At 71.0% G+C, this 19,580-nt stretch carries 20 protein-coding genes; 10 read left to right on the top strand and 10 right to left on the bottom strand.

The features are described 5' to 3' along the window. Positions 1-3 precede the first annotated feature (3 nt). Positions 4-798 carry a 5'/3'-nucleotidase SurE gene (gene surE, locus ACFFII_RS10195; protein ID WP_377698764.1) on the bottom strand — a complete coding sequence of 265 codons (795 nt, stop codon included), beginning with the start codon at positions 796-798 and terminating at the stop codon, positions 4-6. Positions 799-945: 147 nt separating this feature from the next. Between surE and ACFFII_RS10190 the strand changes: the two genes are divergently transcribed. Together ACFFII_RS10190 and ACFFII_RS10185 are read left to right on the top strand one after the other, a co-directional pair. Continuing rightward, positions 946-1,857 (top strand): sulfite exporter TauE/SafE family protein, encoded by a 912-nt coding sequence (locus ACFFII_RS10190; protein WP_090751433.1) that lies wholly within the window; start codon positions 946-948, stop codon positions 1,855-1,857. A 2-nt stretch (positions 1,858-1,859) separates the two neighbouring features. Then, positions 1,860-2,714 (top strand): TIGR02186 family protein, encoded by an 855-nt coding sequence (locus ACFFII_RS10185; RefSeq protein WP_377698763.1) that lies wholly within the window; start codon positions 1,860-1,862, stop codon positions 2,712-2,714. Positions 2,715-2,775: 61 nt separating this feature from the next. Here ACFFII_RS10185 and ACFFII_RS10180 read toward each other — a convergent pair whose 3' ends face one another. Continuing rightward, positions 2,776-3,951: a pyridoxal-phosphate-dependent aminotransferase family protein gene (locus ACFFII_RS10180; protein WP_377698762.1), complete on the bottom strand. Its 1,176-nt coding sequence runs from the start codon at positions 3,949-3,951 to the stop codon at positions 2,776-2,778. A 218-nt stretch (positions 3,952-4,169) separates the two neighbouring features. Here ACFFII_RS10180 and ACFFII_RS10175 point away from each other — a divergent pair, with 218 nt between their 5' ends. From ACFFII_RS10175 to ACFFII_RS10155, 5 genes are all read left to right on the top strand, one after another. Then, positions 4,170-5,909 carry an ABC transporter ATP-binding protein gene (locus ACFFII_RS10175; protein WP_377698761.1) on the top strand — a complete coding sequence of 580 codons (1,740 nt, stop codon included), beginning with the start codon at positions 4,170-4,172 and terminating at the stop codon, positions 5,907-5,909. Further along, entirely contained in the window at positions 5,909-6,655 is a 747-nt protein-coding gene (gene ygfZ / locus ACFFII_RS10170; protein WP_377698760.1) for a CAF17-like 4Fe-4S cluster assembly/insertion protein YgfZ, read from the top strand. Before ACFFII_RS10175 ends, ygfZ begins: the two co-directional genes overlap by 1 nt. 72 nt (positions 6,656-6,727) lie before the next feature. Further along, positions 6,728-7,816: a DNA polymerase IV gene (dinB, locus tag ACFFII_RS10165; RefSeq protein ID WP_377698759.1), complete on the top strand. Its 1,089-nt coding sequence runs from the start codon at positions 6,728-6,730 to the stop codon at positions 7,814-7,816. Positions 7,817-7,876: 60 nt separating this feature from the next. Beyond that, a complete protein-coding gene (locus ACFFII_RS10160) occupies positions 7,877-8,746 on the top strand; it encodes an EamA family transporter (protein ID WP_377698758.1) in 870 nt (289 codons plus the stop codon). Positions 8,747-9,019: 273 nt separating this feature from the next. After that, positions 9,020-9,340, top strand: coding sequence for a DUF6280 family protein (locus tag ACFFII_RS10155; RefSeq protein WP_090751440.1), 321 nt, complete (start codon positions 9,020-9,022; stop codon positions 9,338-9,340). A gap of 51 nt (positions 9,341-9,391) precedes the next feature. On the opposite strand, the gene ACFFII_RS10150 is transcribed toward ACFFII_RS10155, so the two are convergent. Further along, positions 9,392-10,111: an LrgB family protein gene (locus ACFFII_RS10150; RefSeq protein ID WP_377698757.1), complete on the bottom strand. Its 720-nt coding sequence runs from the start codon at positions 10,109-10,111 to the stop codon at positions 9,392-9,394. Further along, positions 10,111-10,461 carry a CidA/LrgA family protein gene (locus ACFFII_RS10145; RefSeq protein WP_377698756.1) on the bottom strand — a complete coding sequence of 117 codons (351 nt, stop codon included), beginning with the start codon at positions 10,459-10,461 and terminating at the stop codon, positions 10,111-10,113. The genes ACFFII_RS10150 and ACFFII_RS10145 overlap by 1 nt, the downstream gene beginning before the upstream one ends. A 125-nt stretch (positions 10,462-10,586) precedes the next feature. Here ACFFII_RS10145 and smc point away from each other — a divergent pair, with 125 nt between their 5' ends. The 3 genes from smc to ACFFII_RS10130 all read left to right on the top strand — a co-directional run bounded on the left by smc (position 10,587) and on the right by ACFFII_RS10130 (position 15,472). Beyond that, positions 10,587-14,036, top strand: coding sequence for a chromosome segregation protein SMC (gene smc, locus ACFFII_RS10140; protein WP_377698755.1), 3,450 nt, complete (start codon positions 10,587-10,589; stop codon positions 14,034-14,036). Positions 14,037-14,163: 127 nt separating this feature from the next. Further along, complete coding sequence (locus ACFFII_RS10135) at positions 14,164-14,622, top strand: RidA family protein (protein ID WP_377698754.1); 459 nt, start codon at positions 14,164-14,166, stop codon at positions 14,620-14,622. Between the two features lie 88 nt (positions 14,623-14,710). Next, complete coding sequence (locus ACFFII_RS10130; RefSeq protein WP_377698753.1) at positions 14,711-15,472, top strand: glycerophosphodiester phosphodiesterase family protein; 762 nt, start codon at positions 14,711-14,713, stop codon at positions 15,470-15,472. 22 nt (positions 15,473-15,494) lie between these two features. On the opposite strand, the gene ACFFII_RS10125 is transcribed toward ACFFII_RS10130, so the two are convergent. From ACFFII_RS10125 to ACFFII_RS10100, 6 genes are all read right to left on the bottom strand, one after another. Then, positions 15,495-15,959, bottom strand: coding sequence for a PTS sugar transporter subunit IIA (locus tag ACFFII_RS10125; protein WP_377698752.1), 465 nt, complete (start codon positions 15,957-15,959; stop codon positions 15,495-15,497). An 86-nt stretch (positions 15,960-16,045) separates the two neighbouring features. After that, positions 16,046-16,627, bottom strand: coding sequence for a ribosome hibernation-promoting factor, HPF/YfiA family (gene hpf / locus ACFFII_RS10120; protein WP_090751449.1), 582 nt, complete (start codon positions 16,625-16,627; stop codon positions 16,046-16,048). A 132-nt stretch (positions 16,628-16,759) separates the two neighbouring features. Then, positions 16,760-17,527, bottom strand: coding sequence for an LPS export ABC transporter ATP-binding protein (gene lptB, locus ACFFII_RS10115; protein WP_377698751.1), 768 nt, complete (start codon positions 17,525-17,527; stop codon positions 16,760-16,762). Then, positions 17,527-18,012 (bottom strand): lipopolysaccharide transport periplasmic protein LptA, encoded by a 486-nt coding sequence (gene lptA, locus ACFFII_RS10110; RefSeq protein ID WP_377698750.1) that lies wholly within the window; start codon positions 18,010-18,012, stop codon positions 17,527-17,529. The genes lptB and lptA overlap by 1 nt, the downstream gene beginning before the upstream one ends. 35 nt (positions 18,013-18,047) lie before the next feature. Continuing rightward, entirely contained in the window at positions 18,048-18,617 is a 570-nt protein-coding gene (locus ACFFII_RS10105) for a hypothetical protein (RefSeq protein ID WP_377698749.1), read from the bottom strand. Between the two features lies 1 nt (position 18,618). Beyond that, positions 18,619-19,575: a KpsF/GutQ family sugar-phosphate isomerase gene (locus ACFFII_RS10100; protein WP_377698748.1), complete on the bottom strand. Its 957-nt coding sequence runs from the start codon at positions 19,573-19,575 to the stop codon at positions 18,619-18,621. Positions 19,576-19,580 lie beyond the last annotated feature (5 nt).

The raw sequence follows: 19,580 nt of genomic DNA, 5'->3' as shown, positions 1-19,580 counted from the left end.
GGCTCAGCCCTCGTCCAGCACCGCGGCCAGCCGCTCGGTCGTCGCGCGGCAGGTCAGGTCGGGGCGCATGGGGGTCACGGCGATGTGGTTGGCGCGCAGGGCCTCGACATCGCTGCCCGTGCCGCCGGGCGCCTGCTGGGACCCGCCCGCGATCCACAGGAAGCGCCGCCCGTTGGGGGCGACCTGCGCCTTGACTCCGAAGCCCACCCCCTCGCGCCGTCCCTGAGGCGTGACACGGGTGCCCCGGACCTCGGCCGCCGAGCAGGGCGGGAAGTTGACGTTGTAGAACAGGGGATAGTCCTCGCCCTCGGCCCAGTCGGCATGATCGAGCAGCGCCCGGATCACGCGGGAACCGTGGAGGCGCGCGGCCTCGAAGGGATCGTCCAGCCGCGCGGTGCCCAGCCCCAGGTATTGCGACAGCGCGATCGAGCGGACGCCCTGCAGCGCCCCTTCCATCGCGCCGCCGATGGTGCCCGAATACATCACGTTCTCGCCCGCGTTGTTGCCCCGGTTCACGCCCGAGAGCACCAAGTCCGGCCTGCGGTCCGACAGGATGTCCCCCAGACCCGCCAGCACGCAGTCGGCCGGGCTGCCCTCGGCCGCCCAGCGCCGGGGCGACAATTCCGCGATCAGGGTCGGATGGGCATAGCTGATGCAATGGCCCACGCCCGATTGCTCGAAGGCGGGGGCCACCGTCCAGACCTCGCCCCCGGGTCCGGCAAGCTCGGCCGCGATTTCGGCCAGCGCCTCGAGTCCCGGCGCGTTGATGCCGTCGTCGTTCGTGATGAGTATGCGCATCGCTTTCCCTGACGCGGGGACGGCATGCTGTGCCCCCGAATGGCCGCATCCTGATTAGCCTCGCGCAGCCTTGACGCGCAAGTCGGCCGAATCGCTGTTTGACGCCCGCCCCTTGGGATATCAGGATGGCCCAAAAGCCGGGCAGCCATGCAGATCTTCCTTCCGATCGCCGAAGTTTCGGTGAATGCCTTTACCTTGGTCGCGCTGGGCGGCATCGTCGGGCTGATGAGCGGGCTGTTCGGCGTGGGCGGCGGCTTCCTGATCACGCCGCTTCTGTTCTTCATCGGCATCCCGCCCGCGATCGCGGTGGCCACCGGCGCCAACCAGGTCGTGGCCTCGTCCTTTTCCGGCGTGCTGGCGCATCTGCGGCGCAAGACGGTGGACATCCGCATGGGGCTGGTGCTGCTGGCCGGCGGCATCGCTGGCTCAGCGCTGGGCGTCGGCGTCTTCAACCTGCTGCAGCGGGTGGGGCAGGTCGAGCTGGTGGTCCAGCTCAGCTATGTCGTGTTTCTCGGCCTGATCGGCCTGACCATGCTGCGTGAAAGCCTGGGCGCGCTGATCGCCTCGCGCTCGGCCGCGCCGCCCAAGCGGCGGCTGCACGAGCACAGCTGGGTCCACCGCCTGCCCTGGAAGATGAAGTTCCGTGCCTCGGGGCTTTACATCAGCGTCATCCCGCCCCTGCTGGTCGGGCTGGCGGTCGGCGTGCTGGCCGCCGTGATGGGCGTCGGCGGCGGATTCATCATGGTGCCCGCGATGATCTACCTGCTGGGGATGCCGACCAAGGTCGTGATCGGCACCTCGCTGTTCCAGATCGCGGCGGTCAGCGCCTTCACCACGCTGATGCACGCGGTCAGTTCCAACACCGTGGACATCATGCTGGCGGTTCTGCTGATCGTGGGCGGAGTCGTCGGCGCGCAGATCGGCACCCACTGGGGCGCGAAGCTGCGGGCGGAACAGCTGCGGGTTCTGCTGGCCCTGCTGGTGCTTGCGGTCTGCGGCCGGCTGGCCTTGGATCTGGTGCTGCGGCCGGACGACCTTTTCTCGCTCGCGGCGGGCTGAGCATGCGCGGGTGGATCACAGCGGCCGCCCTTGCCGCGCTGCTGCCCCTGGCGGCGGCAGGCCAGACGGCGCCCGCGCCCCCCCCGGTCACGCAGTCCGGCGTGCCCCTGCAGCGTGGCCCCGCGGTGCCGGCGCCAGAAACCCCTACGCCCGAGCGGCTGGTCAGCGGATTGTCCCGCGACGAGGTGGCGATCACGGCCACCTTCACCGGGTCCGAGATCCTGATCTACGGCGCCATCCGCCGCGACCAGCCCGCGCCGGCGGCCCCGCCTGGCATCATCGTCACGGTGGAAGGCCCCTCGCAGACCGTCACCGTGCGCCGCAAGGACCGGGTCGGGGGAATCTGGGTGAACACGCAGGGGGTCCGCATCGGCGCCGCCCCCGACTTCTACGTGGTGGCCACCAGCGCACCGCTGAAGGACATGCTGGAGCCCGCCGAGGACGTGCGCCACCGGATCTCGCCGCCGCTTGCCATCCGGGCGCTGTCGGGCGGCCTCGACGTCGAGGACACCACCCCCTTCACCGAGGCGTTGCTGCGCCTGCGCACCGAGTCGGGCCGCTACCGGGTGGACGAGGGCGCCGTGCATATCCTCGAAGACACGCTGTTCCGGGCCGACGTGCAGCTGCCCTCGAACCTGGTCGAGGGCGACTATCGCGCCCGCATCTTCCTTTTGCGCGAAGGCCAGGTGATCGACAGCGACACGGTGCCCATCCGGGTGCAGAAGGTGGGGCTGGAACGCTGGCTCTACCGGCTCGCGATCCAGCAGCCCTTCTGGTACGGGCTGATGTCGCTGGCCATCGCCATGGCCGCCGGGCTGATCGCCTCGGCGGCCTTCCGGGCACTGCGGCGGGGCTGAGGCAGCCCCGCGTTTCCTTGAAGGGGAAAGTCCGGTTTTCCTCGACGCAGGCGGGCGCCCCTCAGCGCGCGGCGCGGCGGGCGATCTCGGCCGCGGCGGCGCCGGTGCCGCCCGGCGCATGGGGCAGGTCCAGCGCCGCCATTCCTGCCTCGACCGTGGCAAGCGTGCCCAGGTGCATCGGCGCGGCGATGTGGCCCATATGCGCGATCCGCAGCGCATCCGAAGGCTCGGGCGCGCCCAGGCCGATGCCCAGCGTCAGCCCGGCGGCGTTTTCGGTCCAGGCCCGCAGCCGCTCGGCACCGGGCAGGTGGACGGCCGTGACCGACCGCGCCCGCGCCGCCGGATCGGCAACCAGCGCCCGAGGCCCCTGCCCACCTGCGCCCCAGGCGTCCAGCGCGGCCCAGGTGGCGGCGGCCAGCCCCTCGTGCCGCGCCCAGGCGGCCTCCAGCCCTTCCTCGTCCAGCAGCATCGCCAGTGCCTCGGCCAGCCCGTAGATGTGCTGGACCGGAGGCGTGCCGCCCCAATAGCGCCACAGTTCCTCGGGGCCGCTGCGGGGGCGCCAGTCCCAATAGGGCGTGGCCGCGCCACGGCCCGCGGCGACCTTTTCGGAATACCAGACGAAGCCCAGGCCCGGCGGCACCATCAGTCCCTTCTGGCTGGCCGAGACCAGCACGTCCACGCCCCAGTCGTCCATCTGCATCGGCTCGCAGCCCAGCGAGGCGATGGCATCCACCGCCAGCGCCGCCGGGTGGTCGCCCATGGCCTCCCGCAGGGCGGGGATGTCGCTGCGGACCGAACTGGCCGTGTCCACCTGGCAGACCAGCACGGCCCGGATCTCGCCCGCGGTGTCAGCGGCCAGCCGGTCGCGCAGGCGCTGGGGATCGACCGCGGTGAAGGGGGCGGATTCGATGCGCTCGACCTGCACGCCCATCGCCTCGGCCGTGTTCGCCCAGGCGCTACCGAAATGCCCCGATACCAGCACCAGCGCCCGGTCGCCCGGCGCGAACAGGTTGATGTTCGCGGCCTCCCAGGCGGCATGGCCGTTGCCGATATAGGCCGCGACATGCTGCGTCGTCCCCGCCAGACGCTTGAGGTCCGCCATGACGCGCAGGTTGAGCTCGACCAGCTCGCCCCCGTAGATGTCGGGCGAGGGGCGGTGCATCGCCCGCAGCACCCGGTCGGGCACGGGCGAGGGACCGGGAATGGCAAGCACGGGGCGACCGGCGGCAAAGCTCATGAAAGACCTCGGGAAATGGACAGGCCCGGCATGGGTAGAACCGCCCGGCCCTGCCGTCCAGCCCGGCCGCCGATCCGCCGACGCCACGCCGCATTTCGTCCTGACCCGACGGCTTTCCCCGCCGAGATTCCGCGAGGGCCGAGCGGGAACGCCCTGACTGCCCCGGCCTTGCCCCCCCTTCCCGGCGCGGCTATCCCGCCCTGAACCAGGAGTGCCCGATGCCCTCACGCGCTGACCGACACCGCGGCCTGTTCCGCAGGCTCTGGCGGGATTACCTGCGCCCCTACTGGCCGCGCATGGGTTTCGCCACGGTGCTGATGGTGATCGAGGGCTCGACGCTGGCGCTGCTCAGCTGGATGCTGAAGCCGCTGTTCGACCGGGTCTTCGTGGGCCGCGACGAAAGCGCGATCTGGTGGGTCGGAGGCGCGATCTTCGGCCTGTTCCTGATCCGCGCCGTCACTTACGTCGTCACCCGCGCGATCCTGACATCGGTCCAGCAGGGCGTGGCCACCCGGATGCAGGCGGATCTGTTATCCCACATCATGACGCTGGACGGCGACTTCTTCCAGGAAAACCCGCCCGGCGCACTGATCGAGCGCATCCAGGGCGACACGCTGGCGATCCGGTCCATCTGGACGACCTTCATCACGGGGGCGGGGCGCGACGCGATCTCGCTGGTGGCGCTGTTCGGCGTGGCGCTGGCCACCGATCCCTGGTGGACGGCCGCGGCCTTGGTGGGGGCACCGCTGCTGATCCTGCCCACGGGCTTCGTCCAGCGATACATCCGGCGCAAGATGCGGCAGAACCGTAACTTCGCTTCGACCCGCGCGACCCGGCTGGACGAGGTGCTGCACGGCATCCGCGCGGTCCGCCTGTACCGGATGGAGGAGTACCAGACCGCCACCTTCCGCCGCATCGTGACCGACATCCAGCGCTCGGAAACCAAGGTCAGCGCGGTGGGTGCGCTTGTCCCTGCCCTGATCGACATCGTGACCGGCCTGGGCTTTCTGGGCGTCCTGGCCCTGGGCGGCGCGCAGGTCACCAGCGGCGAGCGGACGGTGGGCGACTTCATGTCCTTCTTCACGGCGCTGGCGCTGGCCTTCCAGCCGCTGCGGCGCCTGGGCGGGCTGGCCGGGGGCTGGCAGACGGCGGCGACCTCGCTGGAACGGATCTACGCGATCTTCGACACCCATCCGACGATCCGTTCGGGGCCGCGCAGCGAGCCGCCGCCCGACACGACCATCCGGCTTGAGGACGTGCATCTTTCCTATGGCGGCCACCCGGTCCTGCGCGGCCTGACATTCACCGCCGAGGCGGGCCGGACCACCGCGCTGGTCGGCCCCTCGGGCGCGGGCAAGTCCACCGTCTTCAACCTGCTGACGCGGATGGTGGACCCCGATGCGGGCGCCGTCACCCTGGGCGGCGTACCGGTGCGGGACTTCACCCTGCCCACCTTGCGCGACCAGTTCTCGACCGTCAGCCAGGAAGCCGCGCTGTTCGACGAGACGCTGCGCGAGAACATCACGCTGGGCCATCCCGTCCCGGAAGACCGCCTGCGCGCCGCCGTGGTCGCGGCCCATGTGGCGGATTTCGCCGACGAGCTGCCCCAGGGCCTCGACACCCGCGTGGGTCCGCGCGGCTCGGCCCTGTCAGGGGGCCAGCGCCAGCGCACAGCCATCGCCCGCGCGCTTCTGCGCGACGCGCCAGTGCTGCTGCTGGACGAGGCGACGAGTGCCTTGGATGCCGCCTCGGAACGGCTGGTGCAGCAGGCGCTGGATGAACTCAGCCAGGGGCGCACGACGCTGGTGATCGCGCACCGGCTGTCCACCATCCGCGCGGCCGACCGGATCGTGGTGATCGAGGCGGGGCGGGTTGTCGAACAGGGCAACCATGACCAGCTTATGGCGGCGAACGGCGCCTATGCGGCGCTGGTCAGATTGCAGTTCGGGGGCGATTGATGCGACGGATCATCCGGGTCGGCGGGGCCGACCGCATGGACTTCCTGCAGGGGCTGGTCACCAATGACGTGACCCGCGCGCCCGTCTGGGCTGCGCTGCTGACGGCCCAGGGCAAGTACTTGGCGGATTTCCTGGTCGTGCCGGACGGCGAGGCGCTGCTGATCGACGTGGACGCGCGGCTGGCGGACGACCTGCTGCGACGGCTGTCGATGTACAAGCTGCGCGCGGCGGTCGAGCTTGCGCCGACCGACCTGCAGGTGACGCGCGGCACCGGCCCCGCACCCGAGGGCGCGATACCCGACCCGCGCCACCCCGCGCTCGGCTGGCGGCTTTACGGCGCAACGGAAGGCGACGACGGCACCGACTGGGACGCCATTCGCGTTGCCCACACCATTCCCGAGACGCTGGTCGAACTGATCCCGAACGAGACCTTCATCCTCGAAGCCGGGTTCGAGCGCCTGCACGGCGTCGATTTCCGCAAGGGCTGCTATGTCGGGCAGGAGGTCACTGCCCGGATGAAGCACAAGACCGAGCTTCGGAAGGGCCTCGTCACGGTCGCCATCAACGGCGAGGCCCCGGTCGGCACTCCCATCCTGATGGCCGACGGGCGCGAGGCGGGAACCTTGTTCACCCAGTCCGGCGGCCGGGCCATCGCGCATCTGCGCTTCGACCGCATGGACGGCCCGCTGACCGCCAACGATGCGGCGATCTCGGCGATCGATGAGCGGGCACAAGCCACGCCGTAGGGTGCGTGCCCGGCACGCACCCTCCCGGCCCCGGCGCGTGGAGACCACGCACCCTGCGGGCGCGTCGGCACCATGACCCCCGACACGCCCCATCGCATCCGCCGCATCGTCCATGTCGACATGGACGCCTTCTTCGCCAGCGTCGAGCAGCGCGACAACCCGGACCTGCGCGGCAAGCCCGTGGCAGTCGGCGGCTCATCCCTGCGCGGCGTCGTGGCGGCGGCCAGCTACGAGGCGCGGCCCTATGGGGTGCGCTCGGCCATGCCGTCGGTGCGGGCGAAACGCCTCTGCCCCGACCTCATCTTCGTCAAGGGCCGGTTCGAGGTCTATCGCGCCGTCAGCGCCCAGATCCGCGACATCTTCGCCCGCTTCACCCCGCTGATCGAGCCGCTGTCCTTGGACGAGGCCTATCTGGACCTGACCGATCACCTGGAAGGCCGCACCGCCACCGGGATCGCCAGGGAAATCCGCGCGTTGATCCGGGCGGAAACGGGGCTGACCGCCTCGGCCGGGGTCAGCTACAACAAGTTCCTGGCCAAGCTCGCCTCGGACCAGCGCAAGCCCGACGGGATGTTCGTGATCCCGCCCGAAGCCGGCCCCGACTTCGTCCTGACCCTGCCCATCGGCCGCTTCCACGGGATCGGCCCCGCAACGGCCGCCAAGATGGAACGCCACGGCATCCGCACCGGCGCCGACCTGCGTCGCCAGAGCCTCAAGTTCCTGACCGCCCGCTTCGGCAAGGCCGGGCAGTATTACTGGAACATCTCGCGCGGGATCGACCACCGCGAGGTCCGCCCCGACCGCGAGCGCAAGTCGGTCGGGGCCGAGACGACCTTCATGACCGACATCCACGACCTCGATGCCGCCGCCGAGGCGCTGGCGCCCCTGGCCGAGAAGGTCTGGCGCCACGCTAGCCCGCGCGGGATTTCGGGGCGGACGGTGACGTTGAAGGCGAAATACACCGACTTCCGGACCGTCACCCGCGCCCACAGCCAGCCCGGCCCCGTGATGTCGCAGGCCGAGCTGCTGGCGCAGGCCACCGCGCTGCTGCCGCAGGTGCTGCCGGACCCGCGCGGCGTGCGCCTGCTGGGGATCACGCTCTCCGGCCTCTGCCCCCTGCCGCAGGGGCCCTGGCCCGAACAGTTGAGCCTTTTCGGCTGAGGCTTGCGGGCGGCGCATGGATCGGCTCCAGTGCGGCGATTTCAAGATGCGAGGCGGCGGATGCAGGGGGGCGATCGCGGGCTGGTCCTGCTTGTGCCGGTGTTATGGGGGCTGAACTTCCCGGCGACGGCGCTGCTGCTGACCCATTACCCGCCGATCCTGGCGGCCACGCTGCGCTTCGTCCTGCTGGCCATTCCCGCGATGCTGTTCGTGCCTTTCCCGCAGGTGCCGCTGCGCTGGCTGATCGGTGGCGCCATGGGCGTGGGCGTCATGCAGTTCGCCTTCCTTTACCTCGGCATGGCGGCGGGAATGCCGGCGGGGCTGGCCTCGCTGGTGCTGCAGGCCTCGGCGCCCTTCACCATCCTTCTGGCCGCGGGTTTCCTGGGCGAGCGGCTGACGCCCCTGCGGCTGGCAGGGATCGGCCTGGCCGTGCTGGGGCTGGCGATCATCGGGGCCACCCGCGCGCAGTCGGCGGCGCTGCTGCCGGTGCTGCTGACGCTGATGGGCGCCTTCGGCTGGGCTATCGGCAACATCTGCTCGCGGCTGGCGATGCCGCCGAAGCCCCTGCACATGACGATGTGGATGTCGATCGTCCCGCCGATCCCGCTGTTCGCACTGTCGCTGATGATGGAAGGACCGCAGATCGTCCCTGCCCTGAGCGGCGCCTTCACCGCCGGGGCTATGCCCGCCAACCTCGGGCTGCTTTATGTCGTCGTCTTCGCCTCGTTCATCGGCTACGGCATCTGGAACACGCTGATCTCGCGCTATCCTGCCAGCGAGGTCGCGCCCTGGTCGATGCTGGTTCCTATTGTCGGCGTCGCGTCGTCCTGGGCGCTGCTGGGCGAAAGGCCCCATCCGGTCGAGCTGATGGCAGGCGCCCTGGTGATCGGCGGTGTCATCCTTGCCAGCAGGGCGGCCGTCCGCTCATAGACATTTTTTGATGTGTTTTCCCGCAACCCAAGCGGTCTCCGGGGGTTGTCAAGCAGGCTTTGCGGAATAGCTGCCACATCGGCGTCGCATAAGCCTTGATAAACTTGGCTCATGCGCGGTTTGCGTGCGGCGCATGGCCGCAATGCGGGCAAGGGGATAACGAATCGGTGCCGGGGCATATACTGCTACGCGACACCCTTCAGGGCAGATAACACGGGGCCTGCGGCGAGCCCCTTTTCCCTCGTTGTGGGGTGACAGGAATGGAAAGACTTCATGCGTGATTTTGTGGACGGCTCGGCATTCAACTTCGAACAAGGGCAGCGGGCGCGCAAGCTTTTCGCGGCGGTCGTGCTGGCCGCGCTGGATGACGCCATCGCGGACGACAAGAAATACGGCAACGGCGCCGAGCAGATTGCCCGCTGGGCGCGGTCGCGTGACGGGCGCGAGGTGCTGAGCTGCGCCGGCATCGACCCGAACGAGCGGGTGGTGAAGGGCCTGGTCGAATTCGTGACCAAGGGCGTGCGCACCTCGGTTGCCCTGTCGCGCGAGGAAAGTGAGCGCCGCATGGCCGCGGAAGAGGCCGAGGCCGCCTGAGGCATCCGTCCACTGCATCACGGGCCGCCCCTTGGGGCGGCCTTTTGCGTTTCAGCCGAACAGCCGCAGGACAAGCGGCGCGATCAGCGCCGTCAGGATGGCGTTCAGCCCCATGCCGATGCCGGCGAAGGCTCCGGCCGTGGGGTTGACCTGGAAGGCGCGGGCCGTGCCGATCCCATGCGCGGCCGTGCCCACCGCCAGTCCCCTCGCGCGCCAGTCGCGCAGACCCAGCGCGTTGAACAGCGGCGTCACCACGATGGCCCCGCAGATCCCCGTCAGCAGCACCAGCACCGCCGCCAGTGTGGGCTGTCCCCCCAGGTTCTCGGCAATGCCGATGGCGACGGGCGCCGTCGCGGACTTGGGCGCAAGCGAGGCCATGACCTCGTCCCCCAGACCGAAGAGCCGCGCAATGGCCAAGGCCGAGACGACCGCCACCACCGATCCCGCGACCAGCCCCGCGACGATCGGCAGCGCCGCCGCCCGCATCCGGGGCAGGTTGTCCTGCATCGGCAGGGCCAGGCAGACCGTGGCCGGACCCAGCATGAAATGGACGAACTGCGCGCCCTCGAAATAGGTCGCATAAGGCGTGCCGGTCGCCGTCAGCAGCAGCCCCAGCAGGAGGACCGAGATCAGCACCGGATTGGCCCAGCTCTGCCCCCGTGACAGGCGGAAGACGGCGGCCCCCAGCGCATAGGCGGCCAGCGTCGCCGTGAGCCACAGCAGCGGCCCCTGCGAAAGATAGGCCCAGATCAGGGCAGGATCGGCGCTCATCACTCCTCGGACCCCGTCCAGCGGGCGACCAGCGTGAAGACCGCCGCCCCCGCGACCAGCGCCAGCACCGTCGAGACGACAATGGCCGCCAGCAGCGCCAGCCCCTGGTGCCGCAGCAAGGGCAGATGCGCGACGATGCCGACGCCCGCCGGCACGAAGAACAGCGACAGATGCGCCAGCACCCCCTGTCCCACCGGCCGCAGCCAGTCGGCCAGCTCCGGGCGCAGCCGCATGGCCGCAAGCAGCAGCACCAGCCCCACGACCGGCCCCGGCAGCGGCAGGTGGAGACCGCGAGAGGCGATCTCTCCGACAAGCTGGAAGCCCAGGATGGTGACAAGCGCCGGAACCATGCGCCATCGTTAGCATGGGCCTGCCGCTTTGGAAGCCTCTCGCCGTCACGCGGCGGAAAGACCGCTGCCGCGTTGACTTGCCCGCGCGCAGGGGTTGAATCGCGCCCGACGTTTACGGAGCCGCCTTGCAGTTCGACCGCCTTCGCCTTTCCGGCTTCAAGAGCTTCGTGGACCCGACCGAGCTGGTCATCCGCGACGGGCTGACGGGCGTCGTCGGCCCGAACGGCTGCGGCAAGTCGAACCTGCTGGAAGCCCTGCGCTGGGTGATGGGCGAAAGCCGCCCCACCGCCATGCGCGGCGAAGGGATGGAGGACGTGATTTTCGCCGGCACCACCCGCCGTCCTGCCAAGGGACAGGCCGAGGTGACGCTGGCCCTGGACAACCGCGCCCGCCGCGCGCCCGTGGGCTTCAACGACACGGATGCGCTGGAGGTCACGCGGCGGATCACGCGCGAAGCAGGCTCGGCCTATCGCATCAACGGGCGCGAGGTGCGGGCGCGCGACGTGCAGATGCTGTTCGCGGATGCCTCGACCGGGGCGCAGTCGCCCGCGCTGGTCCGTCAGGGGCAGATTTCCGAACTGATCAACGCACGTCCCAAGGCGCGCAGGCGGGTGCTTGAGGACGCGGCGGGCATCGGCGGCCTTTACCAGCGACGACACGAGGCCGAGTTGCGCCTGAACGGGGCCGAGCAGAACCTGTCGCGCGTGGATGATCGGCTGGAACAGCTCGCCTCGCAGGCCGCCGCGCTGTCCCGGCAGGCCCGCACCGCCGCCCGCTATCGCGAGATCGGCGCGGCGCTGCGCCGGGCCGAGGGGGCGCTGGTCTGGCGCCGCTGGTCCGAGGCGCAGGCGGTCCTGACAGCCGCCCTTGCCGCCTTGGCCGACACCCGCGCCGCAGCCGCTCTGGCCGAAGCCCGCGCCCGCGCCGCCAGTGCCGCGCGCACCCGCGCCGAAGCCGCCCTGCCTGCCTTGCGCGAGGAGGAGAGCATCGTCTCCGCCCTGCACAGCCGCGCGGGCGCCGAGGCCGAGGCGCTGGACGAGGCCGAGGCCCGCGCGCGCGACAGCATCGCCGCCCTCGCCGCCCGCATGGCGCAGCTCGACCGCGACATCGCGCGCGAGTGGGCGCTGAACCGCGACGCGGGCGAGACGCTGGCGCGGCTGGAAGCAGAACGGGACGATCTGGAGCGGGCGCAGGCAAGCCACGACGACCGCCTTGCCGCAGCCGCCAGCGCCGCCGAGGCTGCGGGCGCCGCCCTGCGCGATGCCGAGGCGCGGCTGTCCGCCCTGACCGACGAGTCCGCCCGGCTCGAAGCGCACCACCAGTCGGCGGAGCGGCTCGCCATCGACCTTCGTGCCATGCGTGACCGGGCCGAACGCGCCCGCACCGAAGCCGTGGCGTCAGCCGAGCTTGCCGAAAGAACCGGGCGCGAAGCCGGGGACCTGCTGGCGGCCGCGGCACGCGCCTTGGATGCCGCGCGGGCGCAGACCGAGACGGCCGAAACCCGCCTTTCTGCGGCCGAGACCGCACGCGCCACGGCCGCCGAGGCCGAGACCACCGCCCGCGCCGCCCGCGCCACCGCCGAGGGCGAGGCCGCCGTGCTGGAGGCGGAGCGCGGGGCGGTGGCCCGCCTTGTCGAACGCGGCCGCTCCACGGCGGGCGCGGTGCTGGATGCCGTGACGGTCACGCCCGGTTTCGAGGTTGCCTTGGGCGCCGCGCTGGGTGACGACCTGCGCCTGCCCGTGACCGAGCGGGGCGCCGGGTGGCGCGAGCTTCCCGCGCCTGGCCAGACCCCAGCCCTGCCCGAAGGCGCCGCGTCCCTTGCGGCACAGGTGCAGGCGCCCCCCGCCCTTGCCCGACGGCTGGCCCAGATCGGCGTCGTTCCGGACGCGGGGACGGCCGCCCGGTTGCAGCCCGCGCTGGGTCCCGGCCAGCGGCTCGTCACCCCGGCGGGCGATCTTGTCCGCTGGGACGGGCTGGCCCTTCCGGCCGGGCAGGCCGCCTCGGCCGCAGCTTTGCACCTGCAGCAGGTGAACCGCCTCAAGGCCACGCAGGCTCAGGCCGCCGAGGCCCGCAACCGCGCCACCGCAGCCATCGCCGCCCATGACATTGCCGGCGCCGCGCTGAAACAGGCTGCCTCCGCCGAGGCCGCCGCTCGCGACGCGGCCCGCGCCGCCGAACGTGCTCTGTCAGAGGCCACCCGCAGCGCGACCCGCGCCGAATCCGACCTGTCGCGCGCGTCGGCCAGGGCCGAAGCCGCCCATGCCGAACGCGCCCGCCATGCCGACGATGCGGCCGAAGCCGCCCGTCGCCTGGTTGCGGCCGAGGCAGCCCTGTCCGCCCTTCCCGACCGTCAGGCCGTGGCGGCGGCGCTCTCGCAGACCCGGACTTCGGTCGAGGCGGCCCGCACGACGACCCTTGCCCAGCGCGCCGCTTGGGACGAGATGCGCCGCGACGGCGAGGCCCGCGCCCGCCGCCTGCAGGCGATCGCCCGCGAGCTTCCGGGCTGGCGCGCGCGGCTGGATCAGGCCAGCACCCGTGACGCCGAACTGGCTGCGCGCCGTCAGGCCACCGCCGCCGAACTGGCCGAGGCCGAAGCGGTGCCCGCAACCCTTGACCAGCGCCGGGCCGCCTTGTCGCAACGCCGGGGCGAGGCCGAGACCCGCCTGTCCCGCGCCCGTGCCGCGCTGAGCGCCGCCGAGACCGCCCTGCTTGACGCCACCGCCGCCGAACGCGAGGCCGAGCGCGCGGCCTCGGATGCCCGCGAGGCCCGCGCCGTCCGCGAGGCCAGAACAGATGCCGCCCGCGAGGCCGAAGCGCAGGCCCGCGCCCGCATCGCAGAGGACACCGGCACTGGTCCAGACGCACTGGCCGCAACCCTGGGTGCCACCGACTCCTTGCCCTCGGCCGCGCAGCTCGAGATGGAAATCGCCCGGCTACGCAGCCAGCGCGACGCCCTGGGGGCCGTGAACCTGCGCGCCGAGGAGGACAAGCGGGAACTGGAGGAGGAACGCGAAAAGCTCGCCGCCGAGAAGGACGACCTGACCGAGGCCATCCGCAAGCTGCGTACCGGAATCGGCAGCCTGAACCGCGAAGGACGCGAGCGGCTGCTGGCCGCATTCGACACGGTGAACGCCAGCTTCGGCACGCTGTTCGCGCATCTCTTCGGCGGGGGCGAGGCGCGGCTGGTGCTGGTCGAATCGGACGACCCGCTGGAGGCCGGGGTCGAGATCCTCGCCCAGCCGCCGGGGAAGAAGCTGTCCACGCTCAGCCTTCTGTCGGGGGGCGAGCAGACGCTGACGGCCCTGGCGCTGATCTTTGCGGTCTTTCTGGCCACGCCCGCCCCCATCTGCGTGCTGGACGAGGTGGACGCCCCCCTGGACGACGCCAACGTTGCCCGCTTCTGCGATCTTCTGGACGAGATGACGCGGCGCACCGACACGCGCTTCCTGATCATCACCCACCACGCGGTGACCATGTCGCGCATGGACCGGCTGTTCGGGGTGACGATGGTCGAACAGGGCGTGAGCCAACTGGTCAGCGTGGACCTCAGGCGCGCCGAGGCGATGGTGGCGTGACGGACAATGGGGGCGCTGCCCCGCCTTCGGCTCCCCCGGGATATTTGGGTCCGGCCCGAGGGGCGCGGGGTGGCAAACCGGGCGGGGCGCGGCTAGCGTGGCGCCCGACCACATACCGGAGGAAGCCATGTCCCACGCTGCCCGCCTGCGCGAGCTGAACATCACCCTGCCCGACGCGCCGCTGCCGGCCGCGAACTATGTTCCCGCCGTCCAGGCCGGCGACATGCTGTTCGTGTCGGGACAGATCGCTGCCGGGCCCGAGGGGCTGATCCGGGGCCGGCTGGGCGAGGACATGGACGTGGCCCAGGGCGCGGCCGCCGCGCGGGCCTGCGGCCTGGCGCTGATCGCGCAGGCGCAGGCGGCGCTGGGCTCGCTGGACCGCGTGGTGCGGGTCGTCAAGCTGACGGGCTTCGTGAACTCGACCCCCGGCTTCACCGACCAGCCCGAGGTCATCAACGGCTGCTCGGATCTGATGGTCGAGGTCTTCGGCGATGCCGGCCGCCATGCCCGCGCCGCCGTCAGCGCCCCCGCCCTGCCGCGCGGCGTCGCCGTCGAGATCGAGGCGATTTTCCAGGTGGCCGGCTGAGGGCACCTGCCGGTCTTCTTCTCACAAATATCCCGGCCCGAGCGGGGCAGTGCCCCGGCCCGGCGGTTCCACCATCCGGACATCTGTCATGCTGCATCCTGATTTCCTGACCCGTCCCCTAGCGCATCGCGGCCTGCACGGGCCGGGCGTGCCCGAGAACTCGATGGCGGCCTTCCGCGCCGCCGTCGCGCAGGGCTACGGGATCGAGCTGGACATCCAGCCTGCCGCCGACAGCACGCCCCTGGTGTTTCACGACCATGATCTGCGACGGCTTGCCGGGCGCGAGGCCATGATCTCGGCCTTGTCGCCATCCGACGCCGCGTCGACCCGTCTGCTCGGCACCGACGAGAAGATTCCCACGCTGGAGGCGGTTCTGGACATGGTCGCAGGCCGGGTGCCGGTGCTGATCGAGATCAAGGACCAGGACGGCAGCCTCGGTCCCCGAATGGGCGGACTGCCGGGCCGGGTGGCCGAGGTCGTCGCGCCCCGGCAGGCGGATGGGCATCCGCTCGCCGTGATGTCCTTCAATCCCCATGCCGCGGCCGAGGTGCGCGCGGTTGCCCCCGGCATCACGGTGGGACTGACCAGCTGCCGCTTCGACCGCGACAACTGGCCCAGCGTCCCCGAGGCGCGCCGGGTGGCCCTGTCACGGCTTGAGGATTTCGAGAAGGTCGGCGCGGATTTCATCTCGCACGATCACCGGGACCTCGGAAACCCGGCAGTGGCCGGGCTGGCTGCGCAGGGCGTGCCGGTCCTCTGCTGGACGATCCGCTCGCCCGCCGAGGAAACCGCCGCCCGCCGCATCGCCCGCAACATCACCTTCGAGGGCTACCTGCCCCCGAGGACCTGAGCGCCGGGCGTGCCGCGAAGGATCAGACCGCCGCCGTGTCCTGCGCCGCCGCCAGCACCGCGTGCAGCGCCACCGGGTCGTCGTTGGCCCGCAGCTTTGTGCGCATGTCGCCGTCCCGCAGGGTGCGGCTGACGAGGGCAAGGGCCTTGAGATGCTCGACCCCAGGGCTGTCGGGGGCCAGCAGGGCGAAGACCAGGTCCACCGGCTGGCGGTCCACCGCGTCGAAGTCCATCGGCTTTTCCAGCCGCAGGAACAGGCCCGCCACGCGGTCCAGCCCCGGAATGCGGGCATGGGGCAATGCCACGCCGTGGCCCACGCCCGTCGCGCCGAGGCTTTCGCGTTCCTGCAGCGCGTCCAGCGTCGTGGCCGCGTTCAGGCCATAGGCCTGCGCGGCCATCTCGGCCAGGTCGTGGAAAAGCCGCTTCTTGGAACTGACCTGCGCCTGCGAGCGGACCGCCGCAGGGGAAAGAATATCGCTGATGCGCATGTTCTGCTGTCCTGCCCGTCCTTGACCCGCGGCGTGAAAACCGGACAGGCCGAAACCTGCCCGGCTATCGTGCTAACGCTGCGGCGTCAGCTCAGGTTGCGGGGGTCGATCCAGCCGACATTTCCGTCCTCGCGGCGGTGAACCACGTTGACGCCCCCATGTTTCTCGTTGCGGAACACCAGCATCGGCGCGCCCGCAAGCTCCATCTGCATGACCGCGTCGCCCACCGACAGGGTCGGCACCCGGGTCTCCATCTCGGCGACAATGATGGGCTGCAGGCCGGCTTCGTCCCGGTCTTCCCACTCATCCTCGTCGGCGGCCAGCACATAGCTGGCTGCGGCGCCGTATTCAACAGGCTCGGTGCGGTCCTTGTGATGGTCCTTCAGGCGGCGCTTGTAGCGGCGCAGCTGCTTGTCCATCTTCTCGCGGCATTTCTCGAAGGCCGCATAGATGTTGTCGGGGTCCTGCCCCTTCGCCTGAACCGTCAGCCCGGTGGACAGGTGCACCACCGCGTCGCAGGTCAGGTGATGGGCATCACGCGAAAAGATCACCGTGGAGTCGGTCGGCCGCTGGGCGTATTTCTCGAAGGTCGCGTCCAGCTCGTTCTCGACATGGGTGGACAGCGCCTCGCCGATGTCGATCTGCCGTCCACTGATCTGATAGCGCATGATTCTTTCCTTTCCGAAAGCCGCCCTGACCACCGCGCCCAGCCGGCACGGGATCGGGCCGGGAAGAGAGCCTGAAGCGGCCCCCTGTTCTTCATTTGGGAACAGCCTGCCTCCCGTGTCAATCAGCGGGGCTCAGCCCATCGAGAAGCTTTCGCCCAGGTAGACCTCGCGCACGCGCGGGTCCTGGACGATCTCGCCGGTGGTGCCCGACATCAGCACACGGCCATCATGCAGAATATAGGCGCGGTCCACGATCCCGAGCGTTTCGCGCACATTGTGGTCGGTGATCAGCACGCCGATGCCGCGCGACTTGAGGTCATGGACAAGGCCCCGGATCTCGCCCACGGCGATCGGATCGACCCCCGCGAAGGGTTCGTCCAGCAGAAGAAAGGCCGGGTCCGAGGCCAGGCAGCGCGCGATTTCGACCCGCCGCCGCTCGCCCCCCGAAAGCGCCAGCGCCGGGGCATGGCGCAGGTGGCCGATGGAGAAGTCGCCCAGCAGCTCCTCCAGCCGCTCGCGGCTCTGGTGGCGCTCGCGGCCCGCGACCTCGAGGACGGCCATGATGTTCTGTTCCACCGTCAGCCCGCGGAAGATCGACATCTCCTGCGGCAGGTAGCCGATGCCCATCTGGGCGCGGCGGAACATGGGCAAGGCGCTGACGTCCCGCCCGTCGATGACGATGCGGCCCGCGTCGGGAATGACCAGCCCCGCAATGCAGTAGAAGCAGGTGGTCTTGCCCGAGCCGTTCGGCCCCAGCAGCGCCACGACCTCGCCCCGCGCCAGCCGCAGCGAGACGTCGCGGATCACGGGGCGGTTGCGATAGGACTTGCGCAGCCCCTCGACCACCAGCCCTTCCCGCGCGGCCGCCCGGGGCCGCGCCGCCTCGCGCGTCTCGGCCATCAGTTGGCGCCCGGCTGCAGGACGGTGCGGACGCCCCCCTGGACCGAGGCGGTGCCGTCCGTCAGGTTCACCTCGATCCGGTCGCCCGCCAGCACGCTGCCCTCGCGGGTGACGATGGCATCGCCCGTCAGCACGACCGTGCCCTTTTCCACGTCATAAACGGCCTCGGCCGCCTCGGCCGCGTCGGGGCCGCTGACCAGCGTGACGCCGCCCGTGGCGTTCAGCGAACGGATGCTCTGCGTGCCGCCCTCGGCATAGACGACGGTCACGCTGTCGGCCGACAGCCGCATCTCGCCCTGACCGATCAGGACATTTCCGGTGAAGACCGCCTCGCCCGTGTCCTGGTTCACGCGCAGCGATTCGGCCGTGACCTCGACCGAGGCCGCCGTGTCGGCCTGGATGCCGCCGAAGGCCACGGTCTGGGCCGTTGCGGGCAGCGCCAGGCCCAAGGCCAGAAGGCCGGGCAGGATCGGAAATCGCGGCATGGTCAGGCTCCTCTTCCCTTGGGAAACGGCGGCGCTCAGGGGCGGTATAGCAGCCGCACGCCTCCGTTCAATTCAAGAACCTTGCCCCCGCCCTCTCCGGGGCCGAGGCGCATGGCGCCCGCCTGAAGCTCGCCGAAAGGCGCGGTGACGGCGACGGATCGCGGCGCGGTGGCGACGCCGGCCCTGATCCCGGCCTGCAACTCGGGGGCGGACAGCTCCCATCCCGTGGACAGGGTCATGCGCACGCCGCCGTCTAGGGTCAGGCCGTCGCCCTCCAGCTGCGCGCCGGGGGCCGTGACCAGCATCAGCAGCCCGTCGCGGAAGCGCCAGTCCAGCGTCACGTCTCGCGCGGTGCCGCTGTCGCCCCCGCCCGGAACCGCGCGCGCCGCCCGCAGCGTGACCTGCGCGCCATCCGCGGTGACGGTGGTGAACTCGGGCGTGCCGATGCCGGGGCTGCGCGACAGTTCCTCGATCGCGCCGCGGGCATAGGGGATCGCGGCCTGCGGATCGGGCTTGCGCGCAAGCAGGAACAGGACCGACAGCAGCGCCAGCGCCGCCAGCGGCAGGATCACCCGCAGCAGGCGGACAATGCTCGTGCGCAGCACCTCACACCATCCCGGCCCGCAGGCAGTCGTGGATGTGCAGGATGCCGCGCGGCCTGTCGTCCTGGACGGCGAACAGGCTGGTGATCTTGCGGTCCTGCATCTGCGCCAGCGCGGCCTCGGCCAAGGCATCGGGCGAGATGGTGCGGGGGTTTTTCGTCATCACCTCGCCCGCGCTGTGGTCCAGCAGGCCTTCCATGTGCCGCCGCAGGTCGCCGTCGGTGATGATGCCGACCAAGCGGCCGTTCCCATCCGTGACGCCGGTCACGCCGAAGCCCTTGCGGCTGATCGTCAGCAGCGCCTCGGCCATGGGCGCGTCCACGTCCACCAGCGGCATGTCGTCGTGCATCAGGTCGCCCACGCGGGCCAGCCGCGCGCCCAGCTTGCCGCCCGGATGGAAGGTGCGGAAATGCTCGGGCGTGAAGCGGCGGTGTTCCATCAGCGCGACGGCCAGTGCGTCGCCCAGCGCCAGCGTCATGGTGGTCGAGGTCGTGGGCACGATCCCCGTCCCGCAGGCCTCGGCCGCCTGCGGCAGCAGCAGCGCCACGTCAGACTGGCGCAGCAGGGTCGAGCCCTCGCGCCCCGCCACCCCGATCAGCGGGATGGAAAAGCGCCGGGTATGGGCGACGATGTCCGCGATCTCGGGCGTCTCGCCGCTGTTGGACAAGACCAGCGCCACATCGCCCCGCGTCACCATGCCAAGGTCGCCGTGGCTGGCCTCGGCCGGATGGACGAACTGCGCGGGCGTGCCGGTCGAGGCCAGCGTCGCCGCGATCTTGCGCCCGACATGGCCCGACTTGCCCATACCGGACACAATGACACGGCCCTTGGCTTCAAGGATCAGCCTGACCGCCGCATCGAAAGGCTGGGCCAGGGGGCCGGCCAGCGCGGCCTCGATTTCAGACAACCCTTGTGCCTCGCAGCGGATCACGCGGCGGGCGGTATTGACATATTCGCTCATGAGCC

The sequence above is a fragment of the Paracoccus niistensis genome, from assembly GCF_042432925.1.
In the GTDB taxonomy this organism is placed as follows: Bacteria; Pseudomonadota; Alphaproteobacteria; order Rhodobacterales; family Rhodobacteraceae; genus Paracoccus; species Paracoccus niistensis.
The sequence above is the reverse complement of the archived record's forward strand: the minus strand, read 5'-3'. Positions and strand labels throughout refer to the sequence as shown.